This window comes from Achromobacter pulmonis (assembly GCF_021733725.1).
GTDB classification, from domain to species: domain Bacteria; phylum Pseudomonadota; class Gammaproteobacteria; order Burkholderiales; family Burkholderiaceae_B; genus Achromobacter; species Achromobacter pulmonis.
The window spans coordinates 5,622,751-5,647,314 of record NZ_JAIFOT010000001.1 but is presented as its reverse complement, the minus strand read 5'-3'; the positions used below and the strand labels follow the sequence as shown (position 1 = coordinate 5,647,314).

Below are 24,564 nucleotides of genomic sequence, written 5' to 3'. Positions count from 1 at the left end.
TCAGGATGACGTTCCAGAGATGGCGGCGGAAATTTCGGTTATCGTCGCTGCTCCATAACAAGCGGTCCTTATCGGACCTGCGTCGTTCCAAGATGACTGCCGCACAGACCAACTCCGCACTGGCGGAGCACATCAACGCTTTCCGCGAGCATTTCGACACCGTCATCCTGCCCATGTGGATGGGGCGGGGTTTCAATGACGCGTTGGGTCTGCCCTTCGAATCCCTGGATGCTGCCACCGGCACGCCGCTGCCTGTCGAGCGCTATCGCGCCATGGCGTGCGCGCGCCAGTTGTATGTCTATGCCGGCGCGCCGGGCGCCGCCGCCAGCGCGCACGCCGACCGGCTGTTCGCGTCGTTGCGCCGCGTGTTCCGCGACGAGACGCATGGCGGTTGGCACTACAGCGTCGACGCGCAAGGACGGCCGCTCGACGCGAGCCAGGATCTCTATACCCACGCTTTCATCGTATTCGCCTGCGCCGCGTATTTCCGGCGCTCGCGCAACGCCGATGCGCGCAAATTGTTGTTGGCCACGGCCGAGAACATCGAGGCGCGCTTTCGCGGTGGCGACGGGCTGTACCTCGCCGCCCTGAGCCCGGACGGGCGCCAGCCGCTGCGCGGACCGGCGCAGAATCCCATGATGCACCTGACCGAGGCCTATCTGGCCGCGGCCCAGGTGGCCGAGCCGGCCTTGTTCGCCACGCGCCTGCGTGGCCTGGCGCAGGCCATGACCCAATCCTTCGTGAGCGCGCCGACGCAGTGCATTGCCGAAATGCCGCTAGGCACGGCCGGCAATCGCATCGAGCCGGGCCACCAGTTCGAGTGGCTGTCGCTGGTGCGCGAGTCGGCCGAGGTGTTCGATGGGCTGGACCTGGTCGAGTCGCTGCCGCGGGGCGTCCATTGGGCCCGCGCCCATGGGGTGGATGGGGGGGGAGTGCTGGCGGCCCTGGATGAACGGGGCACGGTGCTGGACGATACCCGCCGGATCTGGGCCCAGACCGAATACCTGCGGGTCCTGGCGGTGCTGGACGATCGGCCGGCGCTGGCCGAGGCGCTGGCCGTCTTCCGGGGCCGCTTCCTGCATGACGGCGGCTGGTACGAATGCCTGGACGGCGGCGGCGAGGTGACGCGCGCCGATATGCCGTCGACCTCGCCCTACCATCTGGCGACCTGCCTGGCGGCGTTGCCAGTCGTTGTTTAATTGTTCCGTTAACAATTTTTGTTTAATCGACGATAGGTTTTAATAGAAAAACATTGGTGAAATCCCTTACAATTTAGTAACTATGTTTGTGGGGAAGCATCAATGAGCGTTATGTGCTTGGCTTGCCAACGCATCCACCCCGGTCTTGCCGGCGTGGCACCGCATGCCCATCTGGGGCATCAGGGATTCACCAACCCGACGCAGAAAGGCCGCGAGGAAAGCCGCGAAGACCACTTCCGTTGCTTGAGTTGCGGCGCCAAATGGTTGCGCGAAACCGATAAGTGGGGCGTGGATCTGGGGTTCAAGCTGGCGCCCTGAGGCGCCGTGCTGCCTGGCCGCGAGGCCGCCAGACCGCCTGTCATCAGCGGGCCCCGTGTCGGGGCCCGTTTTGTTTTGTAACGCTCGGTCTTGCAATCAGGCCTGGACGGCAGCCGCGGCGTCGGAATCCTGACCAGCGGTATCAAGCAGCCACTGCCGGAAACAGGATAGGGCATAGTGATCGCGCCGTTGCGGGGGGGCACACAGGTGATAGCCGCGGGCGATGGCGATGCGCAGGTCGGGGAACGGGGCGGCCACGCGGCCGGCCTGCAGGTCGTCCTGCACCAGGCAGCGTTGCAGCACCGCGATGCCCATGTCCGCCATTACGGCGCGCACCAGGATGCTGACCTGGTCGAAACCGCTGGCCAGCTTGAGCTCGTCGCGCCGCACCCCGGCAGCCTCGAACCAGCGCGCCCAGTTGTCCATGGCATTGGCGTGGTACAGCAGGGGTTCGCCGAGCAGGCCGGCAGCGGTGTCCCACAGATGCGCCGCGCGTCTTGCGGCCAGCCGCGAGGGACTGCAGATGGCGATCATTTCGCGGCCGATCACGTAGTCCGCTTGCCAGCCCGGCCATTGCCCGGCGACGCCCGACAGGATCGCGGCGTCGGGCGTGGCGCCGGAGAAGTCTTCGTTGCGGCGATAGGCCGTGAAGCTCAGCTGGATCTCGGGATGGCGGCGGTGGAAATCGGGCAGGCGCGGCACCAGCCAGGCGCTGGCCAGGGTCGGCACGCTGGATAGCGTCAGGCGCAGGCGGCGATCGTCGGCGCGCAATTCGGCGCTCAGGGTCTCGATGGCCTGCAGCGGCGCCAGCCCGCCGTCATAGAGCTTGCGGCCGGTTTCGGTCAGGGTCAGACCATGGGCGTTGCGGCGCATCAGCGGTTGGCCGAAATGGGTTTCGAGCCGGGCGATGGCGCGGCTGATCGCGCCCTGGGTCACGCAGAGCGTTTCGGCGGCCAGGGTGAAGCTGCCCAGCCGCGCGGCTGTCATGAAGGCATGCAGCTCGGACATCGATGGCGAATGCAGGCGCATGAGCGGGCAGGTCGGGCAGGGTCGCGGCACCATTATTCGGGGCTGCCCATGGCGGAGCCGCGCCGTGTCGCCACGCCCTAGCATGAGCGTTGGTAATGAAGGCGTGCAATATAGTCGTTTGAAAGCGGATCGTAAAGTTCGGACACTGGCGGCCTCGCAGCAAGACCTGCACCTTTTCCGGAGTCGCTCCATGCCCCGCCGCTTTTTCGGCTGTTCCGCGCGTATCGCGCTCGCCGGCGTCTGCGCCGTGCTGTCTTTTGCCGGTCAGGCGCAAGCCGCCGACTATCCTTCCCGTCCCATCAAACTGGTGGTGCCGTTCGCCGCGGGCGGCTCGACCGACATCGTGGCGCGCCTGGTGGCCGAGTATGCCGGCCGCGACCTGAAGCAGACCATCGTGGTCGAGAACAAGGCCGGCGCCGGTGGTTCGCTCGGCATGGAGCAGGTGGCGCGTTCGACCGCCGACGGCTACACCCTGGGCATGGCGACGATGAGCACGCACGGATCCAATCCGGCCGTCTATCGCCGGATGAACTATGACCCGCTCAAGGATTTCGAGCCGGTCGCCAACGTGCTGGCCGTGCCCAGCATCTTCGCCATCAACCCGCAGGTCCCGGCCAAGAACATGGCCGAGTTCGTGGCGCTGGCCAAAGGCCAGGCGGACAAGTACAGCTTCGCTTCGCCCGGGGTGGGGTCGCTGGGCCACGTGAACATCGAGAACTTCATGATGCTGGCCGGCATCAAGCTGCTGCACGTGCCGTACCGCGGCGCGGGTCCGGCGCTGAACGATGTGATGGGCGGACAGGTGGACGCGATCACCGACAACCTGTCCTCGACCCTGCCGCAGGTGCTGGGCGGCAAGCTGCGCCCGCTGGCCGTGCTGGGCGCCGAGCGCTCGCCGTTGCTGCCTGACGTGCCGACCTATATCGAGCTGGGCTATCCCGAGATGGGCACCGGCGGCTGGTTCGGCCTGGTGGCGCCGGCCGGCACGCCGCCCGCGGTGATCGAGCGCCTGAACCAGGCGGTGCGCGCGGCGATGCGCGACCCGGAATTCCGCAAGAAGGCCGAGGACGTTGGTGGTACGCTGATGCCGACCTCGCCGCAGGAATTCAAGGTTCAGATCGAACAGGCCCTGGCGCGTTACGCCAAAGTCGCCAAGGCCGCCAACATCCAGGCTGACTGATGATGACACCCGCCGATTTCCAAGCCGTTTCCGTGCATGCCCCGACCGCGCCCGCGCTGCCTTTGGTGTGCGATTCGCCGCATAGCGGCGAGCGCTACCCCGCGGACTTCGGCGCAGTGGCCAGCCTGGCGCAGTTGCGCCAGGGCGAGGACACGCACGTGGACGCCTTGTGGTCGGCGGCGCCGGCAATGGGCGCCACGCTGGTGGCGGCACACTTTCCGCGCGTCTACATCGATCCCAACCGCACGTTGCGCGATCTCGATCCGGAGCTGCTGGCCGAGCCCTGGCCGGAACCGCTCGAACCGGGCGAGAAGACCCGCCTGGGCAAAGGGCTGATCTGGCGCCGCATGGACCCGGCCACGCCGATCTATGACCGCAGGCTGACGCTGGCCGAAGTGCGCCATCGCATCCAGGCGTACTACGAGCCGTATCACGCGGCGCTGGCGCAGGCCATCGAAACCGCGCAACGCGATTTCGGCGCGGTCTGGCACCTGAACCTGCACTCGATGCCGAACGATGCCTACGAGCGGCTGGGCCGCGAGAGCGCGCATCCGCTGGCCGATTTCGTGCTGGGCGATCGCGATGGCACCACCTGTGAACCGGAATTCATCGCGCTGATCGAGACGGCGCTGCGCGACCGCGGCTACACCGTGGCGCGCAACGATCCCTACAAGGGCGTGCAGTTGATCGCGCAGATCGGCCAGCCGGCGTTGAACCGGCACAGCCTGCAGGTCGAGATCCGTCGGCCCCTGTACATGGACGAGGCGACGCGCGAGCGCAACGCGGGCTTCGAATCGCTGCGCGCCGATCTGTCGCAAGTGTTGACGCAAGTGGCGCAGTACGTGCGCGCGCGCCTGCCGGCGATATCGTCGACAAAATAGACGCGCGTGCATCGTTGCAATCCCGCGGCCCCGATTGATGCGAATCAATCGGGGCCGTTGCACGTGCGCTTAAGTTTCCCAATGCGGGGCCGTTGTCGCTAACAACGAGCTGCGTCGATCATTGGCGCGGCCTATAAGGAACCGGTATGGCCGAGAAGATCATCAATGGTTTTTCCGTCGTGGCGTACGCGACCCAACCCGAGGGGCGCATTCCGGCGCGCGCCTTTCTGGAAACGCGGCGTCTGCCGGTGAAGGCGGAGACGGCGGCCCTGGCCGCTGACGCGCAGGCCGAGCCGCCGGCCTGTGACGCGGCCGAGGCCGTGGAGGAACCCGAAAGCCAGGCGTTCGAGATATTCGTCACGCGTCGCTTTCGCGGCGCGGTCGAAGCGATGTCGGCGGCGCGCAACGCGCTGGACCGGGTCAAGTCGGTGGACGAGGACGGCGTGCCCGATCACCTGCCGGACTGACGCCGCGCACGGTGTCAGGTCAGCGCGCTGCGCATCAGGATCTCGGTCAGTGCCCGGGTCGGCTGGTTGGGCGCGGGCGCCGAGATGACGATGAATTCCACCTGTGGCAGCGCCGGCAGGGCCGGCACCCCGGCGGGCGCGGCCAGGCCGGCGGTGGACAGGTGCGAGGGCTGTACCGTGATGCCCAGCCCGGCGCGGGCGGCCGCCTGACAGCCGGCGTAGCTGGTGCTGGTGCAGACGATCTGCCAACCGCGGCCGGCACGCGCCAGCGCATCGAGCGCCAGGCCGCGGGTGACGCTGGGTTCACGCAGCAGTATCAGGGGCAGCGGCGCGTCCGCGGCGATGCGCAGGCCTTCCTTGGCGCGCCACAGTAGCGCCTCTTTGTGCAATGTCTGGCCGCGGCGGTCGCCACGGCGGCGTTTGCCGATCATGACGTCCAGGCCGTTGTCGTCCAGCAGCCGGTAGAGATCGCTGGTGACGCCGATGGTGATGTCCAGTTCGACTTCCGGATGGGCCTGGCGGAACGCGGCCAGCACGTCGGGCAAGGGCCCCATGGCCAGGTCGTCGGAGGTGCCGAGCCGCACCCGGCCGCGCAGCCGCGGCACGTCGAACAGGCGTTCGGCCCGCTCGTGGGCGTCGAGGATGATCTCGGCATGAACCAGCAGGCTGCGCCCGTCGCTGGTCAGCGCCAGCGAGTGGGTGTCGCGCAGGAACAGGCGGCGGTTCAACGACTGCTCCAGCTGGCGGATGTGTTCACTGACGGTGGGCTGGGTCAGGCCGAGGCGGCGCGCGGCTTCGCTGAAGCTGGGCGCGCCCGCGGCGGTGGCGAATGTCTTGAGCCAGAGCGGATTGAGCATGGCGGCCTGCTTATAGGAAAGTCCGATAGCAGCTACAGTAACCAGTGGCCTTCACGATAGCAAGCGGCACGCCTATAGTTTCCGCAACCTCTCTGGAAACTTCTCGTCATGCGCCGCTTCCTGCCCGACTCGTTCACGCTCATCCTGATCGCCACCGTGGCGTTCGCCAGCTTTTTCCCGGCCGTGGGCAAGGGCGCCTCGTTCATGATGGTGGCCAGCAATGTGGCGATTTCGCTGCTGTTCTTTCTGCACGGCGCGCGCTTGTCGACCGATGCGATCGTGGCCGGGGTCAAGGACGTGCGCTTGCATGCGCTGATCCTGAGTTGCACCTTCATCCTGTTTCCGCTGTTGGGACTGACGCTGCGCGCGCTGTTTCCCGGTTTGCTGACGCCGTCGCTGTGGCTGGGCGTGATCTTCGTGTGCACGCTGTCGTCCACGGTGCAGTCGTCGATCGCGTTCACCTCGATGGCACGCGGCAACGTGCCGGGCGCGATCTGCGCGGCCACCGCTTCCAATCTGCTCGGCACGGTGCTGACGCCGCTGCTGGTGGCGGTGCTGCTGCATCGCCAGGGTGGCGGCCATGGGCTGGCCGATGCCGGCCGCATCCTGGTGCAACTGCTGCTGCCGTTCGCGGTGGGCAGCCTGCTGCGGCCGTGGATCGGCGCCTGGGCGCAGCGCAACAGCCGGGTCCTGTCGAAGGTGGACCGCAGTTCGATCCTGCTGGCGGTCTACACCGCTTTCAGCGAGGCGGTGGCGCAAGGCATCTGGCATGCGTTCCCGGCGATCGACCTGGCCACCATGGTGCTGGTCAATGCCCTGTTGCTGGGCACGGTGCTGCTGGTCACGACCTGGGGCAGCCGCAAGCTCGGACTGTCCAAGGAGAACGAGATCACGCTGGTGTTCTGCGGCTCGAAGAAGTCGCTGGCGTCAGGGATTCCGCTGGCCACGGTGCTGTTCGGCACGTCGCAGATGGGTATCGTGGTGCTGCCGCTGATGATTTTCCACCAGATGCAGTTGATGGTCTGCGCGGTGCTGGCGCGGCGCTACGCCGACCGCGCCGAGCCGGCGCAGGTGGCCGAGCCGGCCCGCGCCTGAAGGCTAGCCTTCGGCGGCGAGCGGCTGGATTTTGCCGCCGGGCAGCCAGTAGACGGCGCCGTCGCGTTCCTCGACCGTCAGCACGGTAAGGCGGCCATTCTTGCAGGGGCCGCCGACGCACAGGCCGGTGTCGGGCTGGTAGGTGGCGCCGTGGCGGGCGCACATGATCAGATCGCCGGCGCGGGTGAAGAAGCTGCCTTCCCAATCGAGTTCGACGCCAACGTGGGCGCAGCGGTTCAGATAGCCGTGCACCCGGTCCTGGTAGCGCACGAAGAACGCCGTGGTCCGGCCCGCGCTGTCGGTGACCGGCACTTTGACGCCGAGCCCGCCGTTGACCAGGTCGGTGGCGGCGCAGACGCGGACTTCGGGAGCGGTACGGGAATCCTGCATGGATGGCCTTGGAAGCAAAGGGTGCGATCTTCGGACAGGGGGGCGGGCCTTGTCAATCCGCGGGCGCGGCGCCGTTTTCCTGCTGCCGCGCCCACATGGCGGCATACAGGCCGCCCGCCGCCAGCAGTTGCGCGTGGCGGCCGCGTTCGGCGATGCGGCCGTCCTCGAGCACGAGGATCTCGTCGGCGTCGGCCACGGTGGACAGGCGGTGGGCGATGATGAGCGTGCTGCGGCCGCGGCTGACTTCGCGCAGGTTGGCCTGGATGTCGCGCTCGGTGCGGGTATCGAGCGCGCTGGTGGCTTCGTCGAACAGGAATATGGCCGGGTCCTTGAGCAGGGTGCGGGCGATGGCGACACGCTGTTTTTCGCCGCCGGACAGTTTGAGCCCGCGCTCGCCCACCATGGTCTGATAGCCGTCGGGCATGGCCATGATCAGGGCGTGGATGTGCGCCAGCCGGGCCGCGTGCTCGATCTCGGCGTCGGACGCGCCGGGCCGGCCGTAGCCGATGTTGTAGCGGATGGTGTCGTTGAACAGCACGGTGTCCTGCGGCACCACGCCGATGGCGGCGCGCAGGCTGGCCTGGGAGACGTCGCGCACGTCCTGGCCGTCGACTAGGATGGCGCCGGCATCGGCGTCGTAGAAGCGGAACAGCAGCCGCGCGATGGTGGACTTGCCCGCGCCCGAGGTGCCAACCACGGCCAGCGTCTTGCCGGCCGGCAGCGTAAAGCTCACGCCCTTGAGGATGGGTCGGCGTTCGTCGTAGCCGAAGCGCACGTCGCGGAATTCGACCGCGCCGCCGGCCACGCGCAGCGGCTGCGCGCCGGGGCGGTCGGCCACTTCGCGGTCCTGGCCGAGCAGCTCGAACATGCGTTCCATGTCGATCATGGCCTGCTTGATCTCGCGGTAGATGAAGCCGAAGAAGCTCAGCGGCGAGTAGAGCTGCAGCAGGTAGGTGTTGACCAGCACGAAGTCGCCCAGGGTGTGGCGGCCCTCGGCGATGCCGTTGGCGGCCATCCACATCACCAGCGTCAGGCCGGCCGAGATGATGACGGCCTGACCGACATTCAGGATCGACAGGCTGACCTGGCTGCGCACCGCGGCGCGTTCGTAGCGGGTGAGCGAGGCATCGTAGCGGCGCGCTTCGTGTTCCTCGTTGCCGAAGTACTTGACCGTCTCGTAGTTCAGCAGGCTCTCGATGGCCTTGGTGTTGGCCTCGGAGTCGGTTTCGTTCATCTGCCGGCGGAACTTGGCGCGCCATTCGGTGACGGCCAGGGTGTAGGCCATGTACAGGATCACCGTGGCGCCGGTGGCCAGCGCCAGCCAGCCGTCGAACATCTTCCACAGCACGATGCAGACCAGCCCGATCTCGAAGAAGGTCGGCAGGATATTGAACAGCAGGAACGACAACAGCGTCTGGATGCCCTTGGTGCCGCGTTCGATGGCGCGGGTCAGGCCGCCGGTCTGGCGCGTCAGGTGAAAGCGCAGCGCCAGGCCATGCAGGTGGCGGAAGATGCGCAGGCCGACCGAGCGGATGGCGTGCTGGCCGACGCGGGCGAAGAGCGCATCGCGCAGTTCCGAGAACAGCAGCGACAGGACGCGCGCGCCGCCGTAGGCCAGGATCAGGCCCAGCGGCACGGTCACGTGGCCCGGCGCGCCCTGGCCCAGGGCGTCGATGGCGTGCTTGTAGATCACTGGCACGTAGACGGTGGCCGCCTTGGCGGCGAACAGGCAGAGCAGGGCGGCCACCACGCGCGCCTTCAGTCCCGCCTGGCCGGGCGGCCAGAGGTAGGGGAACAGGGTGCGCAGGGTGGCCAGGCCACCGCGGCCGGCGGAGCGGGAATCGGGTGAGGACATGGACGGGATGGCGCAGCGGGACGGGCCCGCGCGGGGCGCGCGGACCGGGTTTCAGGGCCATTATCCGGCACCGGCGCTATGATCTAGCTGAAAACCCCTGGGATGGATGCACCATTTCCAGGGGTTTTCCATCCGATTTTCGCATCGTTAATTCAGTACGGGCGCAGCGGGCGGGCCCGTCATCAACCGTAGACCAGGGATTACGCCCGGCAGTATTCCTGGTCGCGCGACCCGGCGCGTTTTCGCCGCGCGGGCCTCGCGTCGCAAGCTTTTCGGAGGGTCATATGGCGAAAGTACCCACAGTGAAACTGAACGACGGCGGCAAGATTCCGCAATTGGGCCTGGGGGTGTGGCAAGTGCCCGACGACCAGGCCGCCGCCAGCGTCAAGGAAGCGCTGGCGGCGGGTTACCGTTCGGTGGACACCGCGGCGATCTACGGCAATGAATCCGGCGTGGGCGCCGGGCTGCGCGCGGCGGGCGTGGCGCGCAAGGATCTGTTCATCACCACCAAGCTGTGGAACGACAGGCATGGCTACGACGCGGCGCACAAGGCGATGGACGAAAGCCTGGAGAAGCTCGGCCTGGCCTACGTGGACCTGTATCTGATTCACTGGCCGGTGGCCGGCAGCGAGCAGTTCGTCCAGGCCTGGCGCGCCATGATCGAGATGAAGGAAGACGGCCGCGCCCGTTCCATCGGCGTGTCCAATTTCACCCAGGCCAACCTGGAGCGTCTGATCGATGCGACCGGCGTCACGCCGGCTGTCAATCAGATCGAGTTGCACCCCGGATTCGCGCAGCGCGACTTGCGTGCCTTCCATGCCAGGCACGGCATCGCCACGGAATCATGGAGCCCGCTGGCGCAGGGCAGGATCACCGAGGACAAGACGATCCTGGAACTGGCGCGCAAGCACGGCAAGTCGCCGGCTCAGGTGACGCTGCGCTGGCATCTGCAGCACGATCTGATCGTGATTCCGAAGTCGGTGACGCCGGCGCGCATCCGCGAGAACATCGACGTGTTCGATTTTGAACTGTCGGGCGCCGACATGGCGGCCATCGATGCCATCGAGGAAGGTCCGCGGCTGGGCCCCGATCCCGAGAAATTCGGCAAGTAGCCCGCGTGCTGCGCGGTGGCCGCGAGCGTGGCGCGCGGCCGCCGCGCCTATGCCCCGGGTCGGCGGGGCGGGAAGACCCAGTAGCGCGCGATGACGCCCAGCAGGACGGTCAGCGCGATCCACGAGGCCCAGTGCCAGCCGCCGGTGCCCAGCAGCGCGGCCAGCAGGCCGAAGACGCTGAGCGCGCCCAGCAGGAGCGGCACGCCCCAGACGAACAGGAAGCCGCGCGCAGGTTGCCTGTTCATGCGGGGCTCCGTTGCGGGGCGGCGGCCTGGTGCTTGCGCACCAGTTCGGCGATGCGCGCTTCGGTGGCGCGGCGCCGCGCCAGCCACAGATAGAGGCCGCTGGCCAGCACCACGATGGTGATCAGGTCGAGCACGGCCCAGATGATCTTGAGCGGCAGCCCCGCGTAGTCGCCGAAGTGCAGCGGCCGCGACAGTTCCAGGGCGGTCAGGTACCACGGCATCCGGGCGATGGTGGTGAGTTCGCCGCTGCGGCCGTCGATCAGGACGGGCGTGTTCATCTTGGAGGTCAGCGGGGTGTCGCCGCGCATCCAGGTGATGTAGTGATGCGGGCTGCCGAAGGCGTTGCCGGGGAAGGCGATGAACGACACTTCGTTGCCGGGCAGGGCCTTGCGCGCGGTGTCCGCCGCGGCCTGGGCCGATGACAGTTCGGCTGGCACGCCCTGGCCCTTGTAGGGTTCGAGGATGCGCACCAGTTCGGTCGATTGCCACAGCCGGAACAGCGGCGTCGACAGTTCGTTGATGACGCCGGTAATGCCCACCACGAAGGCCCACACCAGGGTCACGATACCCAGCAGGTTGTGCAGGTCGAGCCATTTGAGGCGGGTGGAGCGGCCGGCGCGCACGGTGCCGAATTCCAGCTTCTTCATGAAGGGGCCGTAGAGCACCACGCCGGAGACGATGGCGATGCAGAACAGCAGGCCCATGAAGCCCAGGAACAGTTCGCCCGGCAGGCCGGCGAACAGGTCGACGTGCAGGGCCAGCATGATGCCCATGAACGAGAATTTGTCCTCGGTGTACAGCGGGCCGTCGAGCAGCACGTCGCCGGTGCGGCCATCCATGCGCACGGCGTGGCCGGAGACCTGGCCGTCGCCGGGGTGCTTGGCCATGCCGACATAGACCTGGGGTTCGTCGGGGTCGAAGAACAGGTAGTCGACCACTTCGCCGGGGTACATGGACTTGGCGCGCTCGACCAGCCGGTCGAGATTGGCGGGGGGCGTCGAAGCCGGTACGTCGGACAGGGGTTTGCCGTCGTCGAGCCAGTGCTCGATCTCGTGGTGGAACACCAGCGGCAGGCCGGTCAGGCAGATGACGAGCAGGAAGATCGTACAGACCAGGCTGGTCCATTTGTGGACCAGGTACCAGGTTTTGATGGTGGAGGCGGCGGTCATGGCGACGGCGGGGCGGCGGCCCTGGCGGGATGGCTGGGGGAAAGGCGGAACCTTATCACGAATAATAGCGATTCGCGTAACGTATTGCAGTAATGACAGTGCGAGGATTGCCAGGGCGGTGTCATCGGGAGCGGATAAAAGCGGGTTAAAAAGGAACCTGAGCCCGATTGGGCGGGCTGGACCATCATGCAGCAACGTTTTCTGAAAGTACCGCGTAACGAACAGGGCCGGGATTTCGCGGTGGGCGACGTGCACGGCTGTTTCAGCCGGCTGCGCGACAGCCTGGCGCGGATGGGGTTCGACGCCAGCCGCGACCGGCTGTTTTCCGTGGGCGACCTGGTTGACCGGGGGCCCGAGAGCGAGGCCGCGCTCGATTGGCTGGCGCAACCCTGGTTCTACGCGGTGCAGGGCAACCACGAGGATTATGCGGTGCGCCACGTGCGTACCGGCCAGGTGGACGTGGTGAACTGGCGCGGCTACGGCGGCGGCTGGTTCCTGGATCTGCCGGCTGATCGTCAGCAGGTCTATGCCGAAGCGTTCGGTCAACTGCCGATCGCGATCGAAGTGGAAACCGCGGCTGGCGCGGTGGGGCTGTTGCATGCCGATTGCCCGGTGCTGTTCTGGCCGCGTCTGGAATCGGCGCTGCAGGATCGCTACAAGCGCACCAGCGCGACCTGCCAATGGTCGCGCGAGCGGCTGCGGCTGCTCGACCGCACCGGCGTGCGCGGGGTACGCGCGGTGGTGGCGGGCCATACGCCAGTGGCCGCGCCGCTGGCGCTGGGCAACGTCTTCCACATCGATACCGAGGGCTGGAAGGACGGTTATTTCACGTTCCTGGACCTGGACTCGCTGCAGGCCTGGCCGCGCCCGGTGGTGACCGAGCCGCCGCTGGCCGAGCCCGGATAGCGGCGCCCGCGACGCCGGATGTGCAACGGGGCGCCCGAATCGGGCGCCCCGTTGCATGCCGGGCGGCGATGCCTTGCCTAGAGTGGCCGCGCGGCCAGCGGCCCGACGCTGGTGACGGCGCTGGCGCTGGCGCCGCGGGCCGGATCGGATTCGACGCGCGGCACCGGGATCGGGGGGATCGGCGGATTGCCGCCGCCCGCCGGGCCGCCGGCGGCCGGCACCGGAATCGGCTGCGCCACCGGCGCCTGGGTCGCGCCCGGCGTGGGCAGTGGCCGCACCGAGTTGTCGACGCCGTCGGTGGAGCGGTTGTTATTGAGGAAATCGGTCAGCGGATCGCCGCTGGACAGGTCGAGCGAGGCCACCGCCTGGCCGGGCGGGAATTCGGAGAAATAGTATTCGCCGTTGTCGACCAGCAGGCCGTCGGGGCGCGGCGCGGGCTTGGCCTCCGGCACGCCCTTGAGCACGGGCTGCATGTAGTCGAGCCAGGTGCTCAGCGCCAGGCCGCTGCCGAATTCGTTGGAGCCCAGCGACTTGGGTTGGTCAAAGCCCATCCAGACCGTGGTCGCCAGGGTCGGGGTAAAGCCCGAGAACCAGACGTCGACCGCGTCGTTGGTGGTGCCGGTCTTGCCGCCGATGTCGTTGCGCTTGAGCACCTGGTGCGCGCGCGCCGCGGTGCCGTTGACGGTGACGCCGCGCAGGATGTCGTCCATGACCCAGGCGGTGCGCGGGTCGATGGCGCGCGCGGCGGCGTCGCCGGCAACCACGGGCTGGGCCTGCATCAGCACGTTGCCCGAGCGGTCGGTGACCTTGTCGATGAGGTAGGGCGTGACCCGGTAGCCGCCGTTGGCGAACACGCTGTAGCCGTTGACCACCTGCAACGGCGTGGCGCCGCCGGCGCCCAGGCCCAGCGGCAGCACCGCCGGCCAGCGGGCCTTGTCGAAGCCGAAGCGGGTCAGGTAGTCCTGCGCGTACTGCGGGCCGATGGCCTGCAGGATGCGGATGGTGACCATGTTCTTGGACTTGTACAGGCCCTGGCGCAGCGTCAGCATCGGCTCGTAGTGGTTGCCATCGTTCTTGGGCTGCCAGGCTTTCGAGCCGGTCTGGGCGGCGGTCAGCATGAAGGGCTGGTCGGAGACCTGGGTGGCGGGCGTCAGGCCGCGTTCCAGCGCCGCCGCGTACACGAATGGCTTGATGTTCGAGCCAGGCTGGCGCCAGGCCTGCGTGACGCGGTTGAAGGTGCCGCGGTTGTAGTCGAAGCCGCCGATCATGGCGCGGATGGCGCCGTCCTGCGGCACCATCGACACCAGCGCCGCCTGCAGCGCCGGCATGTTGATGATTTCCCAGCCGTCGCCGTTCTTGTGGATGTAGACCACCGAGCCGCGCTGCAGGCGCAGGCTGTCGCTGGCCTTGGGGCTGAGGGCACGCGCCACCACCGCCAGCGCCTTCTTGTCGGAGATGGTGATGATCTCGCGCGCGCTGCGCGCCACGGTCACTTCCTGCGGGCTGGCGGCCAGCACCACGGCGGTGAGCAGGTCTTCGCTGTCGGGCGTCTTTTCCTGCACGCCGTCGAGGAGGTCGTCGAACGCGGTGGCGTCTTTCTCGATGCCATCGGGCAGGTCGATGCGGTCTTCCGGTCCGGGATAGGGCGCGCGCCGGGTGTAGTCCAGCACGCCCTCGCGCACGGCGCGGTAGGCGGCTTCCTGGTCCTTGGCGTTGATCGTGGTGTAGACGTCGATGCCCTTGGAGTAGGTCTGCTCCTGGAACACCCCGTACATCAGCTGGCGCGCCAGTTCGGCGGGGTATTCGCCATGGATGGCGAAGCCGCGGGTGCTGGCGCCATCGGCGCCGCGGATGACCAGATGCTGCTTGAGCGCCTCGTCGGCCTGCTCCGGCGTCAGGTAGCCCAGCGCTTTCATGCGGCCCAGCACGTAGTGCTGGCGGATCTCGGCGCGCGGGAAGTTGGTGATGGGATTGAAGCGTGAGGGGGCCTTGGGAATGCCGGCCAGCATCGCGGCCTCGGCCGGCGTGACGTCCGCCAGCGGCTTGCCGAAGTAAGTGCGCGCGGCGGCGGCGAAGCCGTAGGCGCGGTGGCCCAGGTAGATCTGGTTCATGTAGAGCTCCAGGATCTGGTCCTTGGTCAGCTCCGACTCGATCTTGTAGGTCAGCAGCAGTTCATAGAACTTGCGCGAGTAGGTTTTCTCGGACGACAGGTAGAAATTGCGCGCCACCTGCATGGTGATGGTGCTGCCGCCCTGGGTTTTGGATTGCTTGACCAGGTTGACGAGCACGGCGCGCGCCATGCCCATCCAGTCGACGCCGCCGTGCTGGTAGAAGCGGTCGTCCTCGGCCGCCAGCACCGCCTGGCGCATCACCGCCGGGATTTCGTCGAAGCGCAGCACGTTGCGGTGCTCTTCGCCATATTCGCCGATCAGGACCTTGTCGGCGGTATAGATGCGCAGGGGCACGCGTGGCCGGTAGTCGGTCATGGCGTGCAGGTCGGGCAGGCTGGGCCAGGCCAGCGCCAGCGCCAGGCCGAACAACAGCGCCCCGCAGACGCCGAGGCCGGCGGCGGCGGCGCCGGCCTTGATCAGGAGTCGTTTCCAGGGAAAGCCCGATTTGCCGCCCGGGGTGGCGGAGGAGTGCTGGGGGGTGCTCATTGCTGGCGATTCTAGGGCAGAACGCTATAGACCGGCGACCCGGCCAGAAGGTTTCGGTAACCAAAATTGCCCGGGGGGACGGTTCTGGCCTCGGGCAAAGCATATGGGGACAGGGCAGCGCCTACGCGCGGCGCGGGTTTTGCGCGGCGCCACGCGGCAAGCGCGCGCTGAAATGTATTGCGCGCCGTGACAAACGGCAAGGCCGGTTGCAGCTGTCATGCGGCGGCCGCCCGCAGGTAGCGTTGCGGCGGCGCGCCCAGGGCGCGATGGAACATGGCGCTGAAGGCGCTGGCGCTGCGGTAGCCCAGGTCGGTGGCGATGCGCGCCACCGGCACCCCCAGCGACAGGCGGCAGACCGCGTCGGCCAGGCGCACCTGTTGCACCCACTGTCGGTAATTCAGCCCCAATTCAGCCTGGAACAACCGGATCAAGGTGCGCGCGCTGGCGCCGACCTCGCTGCCCCAGTCCTCGATGCCGCGTTGCAGCCCGGGCCGGTCGAGGATGGCTTCGCAGATGATCTGCAGACGCCGGTCGCGCGGCCACGGGATCTGGAACGGCACGACCCGGGCGGCGGCCAGCTCGGACAGGATCAACGCGGCCACCTGTTCGGCCCGGCCGCCCAGCGGGTAGTCGATGGGCTCGGCGGTCAGGGCGAGGATCAGTTCGCGCAGCAGCCCGCTGACCTCGATCACCTGGCATTGCGGCCAGTAGGCCCGCGCCGCGTCGGCCTGGATGTAGAGCGACCGCATCGAGACCGCGCCGACCATGTCGACGCCGTGCGGCACGCCAGCCGGCACCCACAGGGCGCGCAGCGGCGGCAGTGCCCAGAAGCCGCTGGGGGTGGTGACGCGCATCACGCCCTCGACGGCATAGATGAGCTGGGCGCGCGGGTGCGAATGGGCGCCGGTGCGGGCGCCGGCGGGGAATTCCTTGGCCATCGCCGTCACGCTGCGGGGGCGATGTTGATAGTCCTGGGCGTCGATGCTGCGGGCCGGGTCGAGGCGCGCGGGACGGGTGGGCATGGTGTCACTTCCGACAGGGATCGGGTGTCGGACTCAAGGTTGTCATGGCGCTATTTTGTCACTTTCCCGACGAAAATTGTCAGTCGGGGCCGGGGCATCCTTCCTACACTGGCAAGGTCCGGTGCGGTGCCGGGCCTTGTTTTCCCTCCCGCCGGTTTATCCACCATGAATCCACCCCAGACCTCCGCCACCGCCTTGCCCGATGCCGCCGCTCCGGCGCCACAGCCGGCGGTCGGCGACCCTGCCACCGCCTTCACGGTGCTGGGCGCCATCAGCGTGGCGCACCTGATGAACGACATGATCCAGTCGATCCTGTTGGCCATCTATCCGATGCTGAAGGACTCGTTCAGCCTGTCGTTCGCGCAGATCGGCCTGATTACGCTGGTGTACCAGTTGGCGGCATCGCTGCTGCAGCCGTTCATCGGTTTCTACACCGACCGCAATCCCAAGCCGTACTCGCTGCCGGTGGGCATGGGCTTCACGCTGGCGGGTCTGCTGCTGCTGTCGGTGGCGCCGTCGTTCGGCTGGCTGCTGGTGGCGGCGGTGCTGGTGGGCACGGGCTCGTCGGTGTTTCATCCGGAATCGTCGCGGGTGGCGCGCATGGCTTCGGGGGGGCGCCATGGGCTGGCGCAGTCGCTGTTCCAGGTGGGCGGCAATGTCGGCTCGGCAATGGGGCCGCTGCTGGCGGCGTTGTTCATCATCCCGCATGGCCAGCGCAGCGTGGCCTGGTTCTCGCTGGCGGCGTTGTTGGGCATCGTGGTGCTGACCGGCATTGGACGCTGGTACGGCGCCAATCGGGTGCGCCTCGCGCCGCGCCCGCGGCGCGAGGGCGCGGGCAATGGCCTGACGCGCAACCAGGTGCTGGGCGCGCTGGGCGTGCTGGGACTGCTGGTGTTCTCCAAGTACTTTTACCTGGCCAGCCTGAACAGCTATTTCACGTTCTACCTGATCGACAAATTCGCGCTGTCGGTGCGCGAGGCGCAACTGTACCTGTTCCTGTTCCTGGCGGCGGTGGCGGTGGGCACGGTGGTGGGCGGGCCGGTGGGCGACCGCATCGGCCGCAAGATCGTGATCTGGGTGTCGATCCTGGGCGTGGCGCCGTTCACGCTGATGCTGCCGCACGCCAATCTGTTCTGGACCGGGGTGCTGGTGGCGATCATCGGCGTGGTGCTGGCGTCGGCCTTTTCGGCCATCGTCGTGTATGCGCAGGAATTGGTGCCGGGCAAGGTCGGCATGATCGCCGGGCTGTTCTTCGGCTTCGCTTTCGGCATGGGCGGGTTGGGCGCGGCGGCGCTGGGCAAGCTGGCCGATGCCACCAGCATCGGCCATGTGTACCAGGTGTGCGCGTATCTGCCGCTGCTGGGCATCGTCGCGGTGTTGCTGCCGGACATCGAGCGCAAGCGCGCCTGAGGCCGGGGGGGCGGAGCGCGGCCTGTAGCCGTGGCCGGGGCAGCGCCGCGCGCGGCCCGGCCGCTCAGGCCGCCGGGTGGGCGGTTGCGGGCACCGTGGCCAAGTGCGGGCGGCCCATTTCGATCGCCTGGATCTGGCCATCGCCGCCATGGTGGATGACGGCGATCCGCGCGGCCCGCAGTTGCGTGATCTGGCGCGGCGTGACAGCGAAGCTCGTGGCCAGCCGCCGATCATCCAGCGGCGCGATCGGCTGGCGCCGGTCCTTGCCGGCAAAGCGCAGATGGTTGTAGACCGCCCAGGCCACCAGCACGGCGGCGTTGAGCAGGGCCAGCGCGGCGTAGCTGCCCAGCGTGTGCAGCGTGGGCAGGAAGGTCGGCCACAGTGGCGCCTGGGGACCGCTGGCGGCGCCGCGCAGGATCGCGGCGATGCCGGCGCCAAACAGGTAGATGAACGCGATCCAGCCAAGGGCGGTCAGCAGCAGGTCGAACAGATAGCCCGCGCGCGAGCGTTTGGTGGTGATGATCATGATGCGTCCGGTGATTTGATGCCGCGGTCGGGGCTGGTCCAGCGCGCGCGCTCGGCCTGCTTGCGCAGCATGACTTTGGGGAAACTGACCAGCGTGGTGAAAAGGCTCACCATCCAGTAGGCCAGCGGATACCAGATGACCCAGTACAGCGCGCGCCCCAGGCCGGGTTCATAGCGGCGATCGATCAGGATGCTGATGGCGAACTGCAGCAGGCAGACCACCGCCAGCATCATGCCGGTGAAGGCGGGAGGCATCAGGCTGGCGATGTGCATGTTGTTGGGCAGGGCCACGAACTGGCTGACCAGCCACAGCAGCACCGAGATGCCGAAGGCGAACGCCCAGGCGGTCGACAGGCAGAATTCCGCCATCAGCGGCCACAGGCGGCGATGGCGCCAGTTCCAGATCGAGCGCAGGTTCTTCAGAAATACCTCGGCGCCGCCCTGGGCCCAGCGCAGGCGCTGTTTCCACAGCCCCCGCAGCGTTTCCGGCATCAGAATCCAGCACAGGCCGCGCGGCTCGTAGAAGATCGACCAGTGGTCGCGCTGCAGCTTCCAGCTGATGTCGATGTCCTCGGTGATCATGTCCAGGCTCCAGTAGCCGACCCGGTCCAGCGCCGCGCGGCGGAAGGCCGCGACCACGCCCGAGACGGTGAAGACCTGGCCGTAGACCCGCTGGGTGCGTTTGATAAGGCCGATGATGGACGAGAATTCGCCCACCTGGACATGCCCGATCAGGGTCGAGCGGGTGCGGATGCGCGGGTTGCCGGTGACTGCGCCGACGCGCGGGTTGTCGATCAGCGGCGCCACCAGGTAGGCGGCCGCGTCCGGATCGAGCACTGCGTCGCCGTCGATGCAGACCAGGTATTCGCTGCGCGCGGCCAATGCGCCCATGCGTAGCGCCATGGCCTTGCCCTGGTTCTGCGCCAGGTGTACCACCCGCAGGCGCGGGTGATCGGCGGCCAGGCGGTCCAGCATCGGCCCGGTGCTGTCGCTGGAGCCATCGTTGATGGCGATGACTTCGACGTGCGGATAGCGCTGGTTCAACGCCGCCAGCAAGGTTTCCTCGCCGTTGTCGGCCTCGTTGTAGCAGGGCACCAGAATCGACACCAGCGGGTTGCCGGCCAGGGCCGGCGGCGTCGAATCGGGGCCCCACTGCCAGCGCCGTTCCCAGTGCCACCAGAAGTACAGGCCGCCGGCCATCCACATGCCGGACATGAACAGCGGGTAGAAGAAGACGAAGCCCAGCAGCGCCTGGCTGGTCAGCATCAGGGTGAAGCCGAACGGCGCGCCGAGCACCGCCAGCAGGATAATCAGGGCAATCAGACGGTCGATCATCGGATGGGATACCACGCATTGGAGAGGGCGGGCCGGATGCCTTGCAACCGGGGCTGGTCCTGCGAGAAGTCATCGGGGTAGTAGCCGAAGCTGCGGGCGCCGCGCAGTTGCAGACGCTGCATCCAGCCGGCCAGCACGGCGGTGTCGACGGGCGTGGCCTCGGGGCGGCCGGGGCCGGTGCGCCAGTCGCGCGCCTGCAGCTCGAACACAGTACGGTCGAGCGCGCCGGGGCGTTGGGCGACGGTGTCGACCAGCCGGTCGAGCCAGGCGTTTTCCTGGCCCTTGGGCACGTTCTCCATCAACGGCATGGCCATGGGCGCGGTCCAGTCATAGGCGCCCAGGAAGTCGTCCAGGTTTTGCGCGAACCAGGTTTCCGAATGCGGCTCCAGGATCGGCATCGCGAAGAGGTTGCGGGCGGTCTTGATCTGTGGGCCGCGCACGGCGCGCACGCGTGCGGTCAGTTCGGCCGTGAAGTCGATCAGGGCGCGGCTCTTCAAGCGGGTCCAGCGCTGCAGTGTGTCCGGGTCGGCGCGCAATCGGGCGATGTCGCCGGGCAGGCCGGCGGCGCGGTAAGCGTCCAGCGCGGCGGGGCTGGCGTCCTCGAAGTCGGACAGCACGGCATCGTCGTGAAACAGGATGCCGTCGAAGATGGCGTGGCGCGCCAGGTCTTCATACAGGTCGCCGATGCGCGCCCGCGCGGTGGCGTCGAACGGCGACAGGCGACGGTACTGGTCGGGATCGGGGCGCGCCGCGGCGCCGTCAGGCTGCCAGCGGGTGACGCGCGGGATTGACGCGTCCAGGTCGAAGGCCAGCACCGGCATCCAGGCGTACACGGTGACGTCGGCGCGGTTGTGCAACTGCCACGCGACGCGGTTGAACAGGTCGGCGCGCACCGGCAGCCAGCGGTTGGGGAAGTACACCGAACGCACCAGGCCGTCGCCGACGGGATCGGAATATGCCTGCAGGAACACGGTGTTGATCTGCATGTCGAGGATGCGCTGCACCAACTCGCCCAGGTTGCGCTCGGTCTGCGCCGGGTCGGGGTCGTAGACATAGTCCAGGTCGACGTGGGCCACCCGCATGACTGGCGTGGCTTCCATGCCGACAACGCTGTTGGCGAAGGGTTTGAGCGCGGGGTCGCTGGCCAGCAGCATGCGCGGGGTGGACATCAGGCGCGCCAGCCGGGCGGGGCCGTCCTCCAGCGTCAGCGCCAATTGGTAGCCGTTGTCGGCGGCGATGCGCAGCGTGCTGCCGCCTTCGGCGCCGTAGGGCCAGACCCAGACGCGCGGCTTTTTGCCGGTGACCTGTTCGATCTTGCGGCTGATGGCGCGCACGTCGCTACCCATGCGGGCCTGGAATTCGGCCTCGGACTCGTAGCGGCCGGTCTTGGCGTCATAGGTGCGGATCGCCGCGGCCGGTTCGGTATTGCCCTGCGGATTGGCCAGCGCGCCATAGTGCGAGGCGTCGGTATGCGCGGCGATCTCGACCAGGCCGGATTGCGATATGGCGCGCACTTCGTCCCAGTTCAGGAAGCGCTGGCGCGGTTCCAGGCTGCCGCCGAAATCGACCCGTTTGTCCGCCGGGGTGTCCATCCAGGTGCCGACCGGGGCCAGCAGCGCCGGCCAGCGATAGGCTTTCAGGATCGGCAGCACGCGGGTGTAGAAGCTGCGGTAGCCGTCGTCGAACGACAGCAGCACGGCGCGTTCGGGCAGGGCCTGGCCGCCCTGACGCGCGGCCAGGATCTGGTCGACCGAGACGGCCTGGTAGCCGTTCTCGCGCAGCCAGGCCAACTGGTCGACCAGGCGGTCGGTGCGCACGCTCAGAAAGGCCTGGTCGGGGTCTTCGTCCTCGACGTCGTGATAGGCCAGGGCCAGGAAATTCCCGGGCACCCAGGGTTTTTCGGCGGCGGCCACGGGCCGCGCCGACGGCGGGGTGTAGACCGGGATGTCCTTGGCGCAGGCGGTCAGCGCCAGGATGATCAGCAGCAGCAGGGCCGCCAGCAGGAGTCGGATGGGGAGCTTGAGCAGCATGGCGGTCTCAGAAGCGGTAGGCAAGGTCGAACACGATGCGCAGTTCGCGCTCGCGCTGGCCGTCATAGGGGCGGCTGATGCCGGTGATCATCGCGCCCATGTCGAGCACGTCGTTGGCGCGGTAGCGCTGGCCGTAGCCCAGGGCGATGACGCCGCCGGTGCCGTAGCCCTGCTGGGTGTAGGTGCCGGCGCCAACCGTGCCGATCTGTTCCCAGGCGGTTTCATAGCGGCGGTACAGCGTATGCGTGACGCGCGCGCCCGGCAGGATCATCAGGTCCGAGCGCGGGTTGTAGTACGGCGCGTCGTCGCGCGTATTGCGCTGCGACGACAGTTCCAGTTCCAGGTCTGCCTTCAGGTGCGGCGCGGTATAGACGCGCTCACGTCCGTCCAGGCCCAGCTCCCAGCGCTGGTTGCCGTCGCTAAAGCGCGACGGCGCCAGCGACAGGGTCCATTCGCGCCGCTCGTTGGCGCGCCAGCGCACGAAGCCGCTCAAGCGGTTGGCCTTGATGTCATTGGTCAAGGCGCGCAGCGGCGTGTCGCGCGATAGCACCTCGCCCGAGCCGCCCACCTGCCAGTGGTCGTCGATGTCGTAGGCGGCCGACAGGCGCAGACCGGGTTTGACGCCGTGGCCATAGCTGTGGGTCGACACCTCGCCTTCAACCGTCAGATCGCGGCCGCGCCATTGGACGCCGGTGCGCAGCCAGCGGTAGGTGCCGCGGCCTTCCTCGAAGTCGCCGCTGGCGTAGCCGCCGCCGCCGAAGGCGCGCCAGTTGTAGTCGATAGGCGGGGAGTACAGCACCGCGTCGATGCCGAAGTCGCCGTTGCCGTTGACCGGGCTGTCCGACGCCAGGCCGCGATAGCCGCTGATGCGCAATTCGGCCTTGTTGTGGACTTCCCATTCGCGCGCCAGGCGGCGGCTGGTCAGGTTTTCGGGCGCGCGCGTCAGGGTGTCGGCCGACAGCGCCTCGGCTTGGCGCCATTCCTGCAGGTCCAGCGCGGTGAAGCCCTGACCATTCTCGACCGACAGGGCGCGCGGCGCCAGGGTCTCGGCCAGTTTCAGCTGGCGCTCGGAGGCGCGCGGCTGGTCGCGTCGGCGCATCACCGCGGCCAGGTCGGCGCGCAGGCTGGAATTATTGGGCGCGTTGGCCACCATGTCCGCCAGGCGCTGCTCGGCGGCCACGGTGTCGTCGGCCTGCAGACGCGCCGCAGCCACGGTCTGCTCGCTTTCCAGCTTGAGATCGTTGGGATTGCGGGTGGCCTGGCCCTTGTAATAGAGCCAGGGAGCGTAGCCCGCGCCAAGGGCGTCGGTGACGGCGCCGGTCTGGTCGAATTCCTCGGTCTCGGCCAGCGCGTAGTACAGGCCGGTCTCGGTGCTGAGGCGGTCTTCGGCATCGTCGTCGCGATTGGCGCCGTTGGCGCCGACCTGGCGGTAGAGGTCGCGAGCCTTTTCCGGTTGGCGCAGATACAGATAGGCCGCGGCCACGTCGTTCAGGGCATAGCGCGGCACGCTGACGCCCTCGGCCAGCAGCGCTTCGTACTCGCGCACCAGGTCGGCCATGCGGACCCGGGCATGCAGCGCGTGCAGCCGGTCGATACGCGCGCGCCGCACGTCGGCGCGCGCTGCCTCGCCCAGGGCCTGCCAGGCGGGGATCACTGCGTCATAACGCGCCAGCACGCGATCGGCGATGGCGAAACGATCGGCTTCGCCGCGCGTGGGCATGGCGGCCAGCCGCACTTGCTGGGCCAGCGCGTCGCCTTCCAGGCGGCGCAGTTGCGCGGCGTCGAACAGATCTGGATGCTGGCGCGCCAGGGCCAGCGCCGGTTGCGCCAGTCGCGCGCGGCTGAGCGCGTCGATGTATTCGCGCAGCACATAGGGCGTGCCAGGCGCGATCGCCAGCGCCTGGTCCGCCTGGTACAGGGCTTCGTAGGGCTGGCGCAAGCGCACATGGACATAGCCCAGCGCCAGGCGCGCATCGACCTGGCGCGGGGCGCGATTGACCCAGGCCTGGCCGGCGGCGCGCGCGGCCTCAGTCTGGCCGGCGTCGGCCAGCGTCATGATCTCGCCCGCGGCGAAGGCGGTTTGGCCAGGATGGCGCCGCAGTCCGGCGCGGTAGGCCGCCAGTGCCTCGGGCCAGCGGCGCAGGTCGCGGTAGGCGCGCGCCGCCGCCAGTTGGATGTCGGCGGGTACGGCCGCCGCGGGCGGCAGGGTTTCGTAGGCGGCGACGGCTTCGGCCGGCCGGCCGGCCCAGCCAGCGATGACGATATGGTCGTACACCGCTTGCCGGCCGGCGTCCGGCCCCTGCTGGCGCAGCATCGCCAGGGCGGGCTCGTAGTCGCCGGCGCGGGCGCGCGCGATCAGCGCATCGTAGCCCGGCGCCGCCAGCGCCAGGGCGGGGGCCAGCAGCGCGCAAGCCGTCAGCGCCTGTAGTCTCGATCCGGCGGCGGGCCGCCGCGGCGTTCGCCGCATCGTCTGTCCCACATGGCAGTCCGCCTGGCCCTCGTAGGGCGTATTTCTTTTCAGCATCTGTAGTACTTCCGCAGTTGCGACAAGGGCGCTCATGGCTCCGCCAGCCGGACGCGAGATTGCGCAGCGCTGGAAAGCGTGGCGCCGGCGGCGAAGGGCAGAGCGTTGGGTAGTGACTGCGCGGCGCCCGCTACGGGGACCTTCGCACTCGCGCAAGGGAGTGCATGGCTAGTACGCGCCACGCCCGTGGGGCGTGGTTGCGGCGCTTCTGGCGGCACCGGCAACAGGCCGAACTTTATGGGTTTTCGGCCAATCCAACTGTCAATTAGTGCAAAGGAAGGACTACGGCGCGCGTGGCTGGCGTATTCTCTGTCGCATACCGCGGAACCGTCGTGGCGGTATGGCCGCTGGCGGGGCT

General features: G+C 68.2%; 21 protein-coding genes. 9 read left to right on the top strand and 12 right to left on the bottom strand.

The window, feature by feature from the left end:
* Positions 1-92 precede the first annotated feature (92 nt).
* Positions 93-1,199, top strand: coding sequence for an AGE family epimerase/isomerase (locus K2W61_RS26020; RefSeq protein ID WP_236756837.1), 1,107 nt, complete (start codon positions 93-95; stop codon positions 1,197-1,199).
* Between the two features lie 102 nt (positions 1,200-1,301).
* On the top strand, positions 1,302-1,517 hold the full coding sequence (locus tag K2W61_RS26015; RefSeq protein WP_175131684.1) for a hypothetical protein: 216 nt from the start codon (positions 1,302-1,304) through the stop codon (positions 1,515-1,517).
* Positions 1,518-1,613: 96 nt separating this feature from the next.
* Here K2W61_RS26015 and K2W61_RS26010 read toward each other — a convergent pair whose 3' ends face one another.
* On the bottom strand, positions 1,614-2,546 hold the full coding sequence (locus K2W61_RS26010; protein ID WP_175131685.1) for a LysR substrate-binding domain-containing protein: 933 nt from the start codon (positions 2,544-2,546) through the stop codon (positions 1,614-1,616).
* Between the two features lie 190 nt (positions 2,547-2,736).
* Between K2W61_RS26010 and K2W61_RS26005 the strand changes: the two genes are divergently transcribed.
* The 3 genes from K2W61_RS26005 to K2W61_RS25995 all read left to right on the top strand — a co-directional run bounded on the left by K2W61_RS26005 (position 2,737) and on the right by K2W61_RS25995 (position 5,074).
* The gene (locus tag K2W61_RS26005; protein ID WP_175131686.1) at positions 2,737-3,726 is read left to right on the top strand and encodes a Bug family tripartite tricarboxylate transporter substrate binding protein; all 990 of its coding nucleotides are present in this window, start codon (positions 2,737-2,739) and stop codon (positions 3,724-3,726) included.
* Between the two features lie 2 nt (positions 3,727-3,728).
* Positions 3,729-4,607 carry an N-formylglutamate amidohydrolase gene (locus tag K2W61_RS26000; protein WP_175131965.1) on the top strand — a complete coding sequence of 293 codons (879 nt, stop codon included), beginning with the start codon at positions 3,729-3,731 and terminating at the stop codon, positions 4,605-4,607.
* Positions 4,608-4,753: 146 nt separating this feature from the next.
* Positions 4,754-5,074, top strand: coding sequence for a hypothetical protein (locus K2W61_RS25995; protein ID WP_175131687.1), 321 nt, complete (start codon positions 4,754-4,756; stop codon positions 5,072-5,074).
* 14 nt (positions 5,075-5,088) lie between these two features.
* Here the strand turns inward: K2W61_RS25995 and K2W61_RS25990 are convergent, their stop codons facing one another.
* A complete protein-coding gene (locus K2W61_RS25990) occupies positions 5,089-5,931 on the bottom strand; it encodes a LysR family transcriptional regulator (RefSeq protein WP_175131688.1) in 843 nt (280 codons plus the stop codon).
* 108 nt (positions 5,932-6,039) lie between these two features.
* Between K2W61_RS25990 and K2W61_RS25985 the strand changes: the two genes are divergently transcribed.
* Entirely contained in the window at positions 6,040-7,026 is a 987-nt protein-coding gene (locus K2W61_RS25985) for a bile acid:sodium symporter family protein (RefSeq protein ID WP_175131689.1), read from the top strand.
* A gap of 3 nt (positions 7,027-7,029) precedes the next feature.
* Here the strand turns inward: K2W61_RS25985 and K2W61_RS25980 are convergent, their stop codons facing one another.
* Positions 7,030-7,416 (bottom strand): Rieske (2Fe-2S) protein, encoded by a 387-nt coding sequence (locus tag K2W61_RS25980; RefSeq protein ID WP_175131690.1) that lies wholly within the window; start codon positions 7,414-7,416, stop codon positions 7,030-7,032.
* Positions 7,417-7,468: 52 nt separating this feature from the next.
* Entirely contained in the window at positions 7,469-9,271 is a 1,803-nt protein-coding gene (locus K2W61_RS25975) for an ABCB family ABC transporter ATP-binding protein/permease (RefSeq protein WP_236756836.1), read from the bottom strand.
* Between the two features lie 284 nt (positions 9,272-9,555).
* Between K2W61_RS25975 and K2W61_RS25970 the strand changes: the two genes are divergently transcribed.
* Complete coding sequence (locus K2W61_RS25970; RefSeq protein ID WP_175131692.1) at positions 9,556-10,383, top strand: aldo/keto reductase; 828 nt, start codon at positions 9,556-9,558, stop codon at positions 10,381-10,383.
* A 47-nt stretch (positions 10,384-10,430) separates the two neighbouring features.
* On the opposite strand, the gene K2W61_RS25965 is transcribed toward K2W61_RS25970, so the two are convergent.
* Complete coding sequence (locus K2W61_RS25965) at positions 10,431-10,628, bottom strand: hypothetical protein (protein ID WP_175131693.1); 198 nt, start codon at positions 10,626-10,628, stop codon at positions 10,431-10,433.
* Entirely contained in the window at positions 10,625-11,797 is a 1,173-nt protein-coding gene (locus K2W61_RS25960; protein ID WP_236756835.1) for a PepSY-associated TM helix domain-containing protein, read from the bottom strand. The genes K2W61_RS25965 and K2W61_RS25960 overlap by 4 nt, the downstream gene beginning before the upstream one ends.
* Positions 11,798-11,983: 186 nt before the next feature.
* Here K2W61_RS25960 and K2W61_RS25955 point away from each other — a divergent pair, with 186 nt between their 5' ends.
* The gene (locus K2W61_RS25955) at positions 11,984-12,703 is read left to right on the top strand and encodes a metallophosphoesterase (protein WP_175131695.1); all 720 of its coding nucleotides are present in this window, start codon (positions 11,984-11,986) and stop codon (positions 12,701-12,703) included.
* A 77-nt stretch (positions 12,704-12,780) separates the two neighbouring features.
* Here the strand turns inward: K2W61_RS25955 and K2W61_RS25950 are convergent, their stop codons facing one another.
* Together K2W61_RS25950 and K2W61_RS25945 are read right to left on the bottom strand one after the other, a co-directional pair.
* Entirely contained in the window at positions 12,781-15,360 is a 2,580-nt protein-coding gene (locus K2W61_RS25950) for a penicillin-binding protein 1A (RefSeq protein WP_175131696.1), read from the bottom strand.
* A gap of 215 nt (positions 15,361-15,575) precedes the next feature.
* Positions 15,576-16,382 (bottom strand): AraC family transcriptional regulator, encoded by an 807-nt coding sequence (locus K2W61_RS25945; RefSeq protein ID WP_175131697.1) that lies wholly within the window; start codon positions 16,380-16,382, stop codon positions 15,576-15,578.
* 165 nt (positions 16,383-16,547) lie between these two features.
* On the opposite strand from K2W61_RS25945, the gene K2W61_RS25940 reads away from it, so the two are divergent.
* Positions 16,548-17,792: an MFS transporter gene (locus K2W61_RS25940; protein WP_175131698.1), complete on the top strand. Its 1,245-nt coding sequence runs from the start codon at positions 16,548-16,550 to the stop codon at positions 17,790-17,792.
* A gap of 64 nt (positions 17,793-17,856) precedes the next feature.
* On the opposite strand, the gene pgaD is transcribed toward K2W61_RS25940, so the two are convergent.
* From pgaD to pgaA, 4 genes are read right to left on the bottom strand one after another with little or no spacing between them, the layout of a single operon-like run.
* Positions 17,857-18,318 (bottom strand): poly-beta-1,6-N-acetyl-D-glucosamine biosynthesis protein PgaD, encoded by a 462-nt coding sequence (pgaD, locus tag K2W61_RS25935; RefSeq protein ID WP_175131699.1) that lies wholly within the window; start codon positions 18,316-18,318, stop codon positions 17,857-17,859.
* Complete coding sequence (gene pgaC, locus K2W61_RS25930; RefSeq protein ID WP_236756834.1) at positions 18,315-19,652, bottom strand: poly-beta-1,6-N-acetyl-D-glucosamine synthase; 1,338 nt, start codon at positions 19,650-19,652, stop codon at positions 18,315-18,317. Before pgaC ends, pgaD begins: the two co-directional genes overlap by 4 nt.
* On the bottom strand, positions 19,649-21,682 hold the full coding sequence (gene pgaB / locus K2W61_RS25925; protein ID WP_236756833.1) for a poly-beta-1,6-N-acetyl-D-glucosamine N-deacetylase PgaB: 2,034 nt from the start codon (positions 21,680-21,682) through the stop codon (positions 19,649-19,651). Before pgaB ends, pgaC begins: the two co-directional genes overlap by 4 nt.
* 7 nt (positions 21,683-21,689) lie before the next feature.
* Positions 21,690-24,206, bottom strand: a complete 2,517-nt coding sequence (gene pgaA / locus K2W61_RS25920) for a poly-beta-1,6 N-acetyl-D-glucosamine export porin PgaA (protein ID WP_419761622.1) — start codon at positions 24,204-24,206, stop codon at positions 21,690-21,692.
* Positions 24,207-24,564 lie beyond the last annotated feature (358 nt).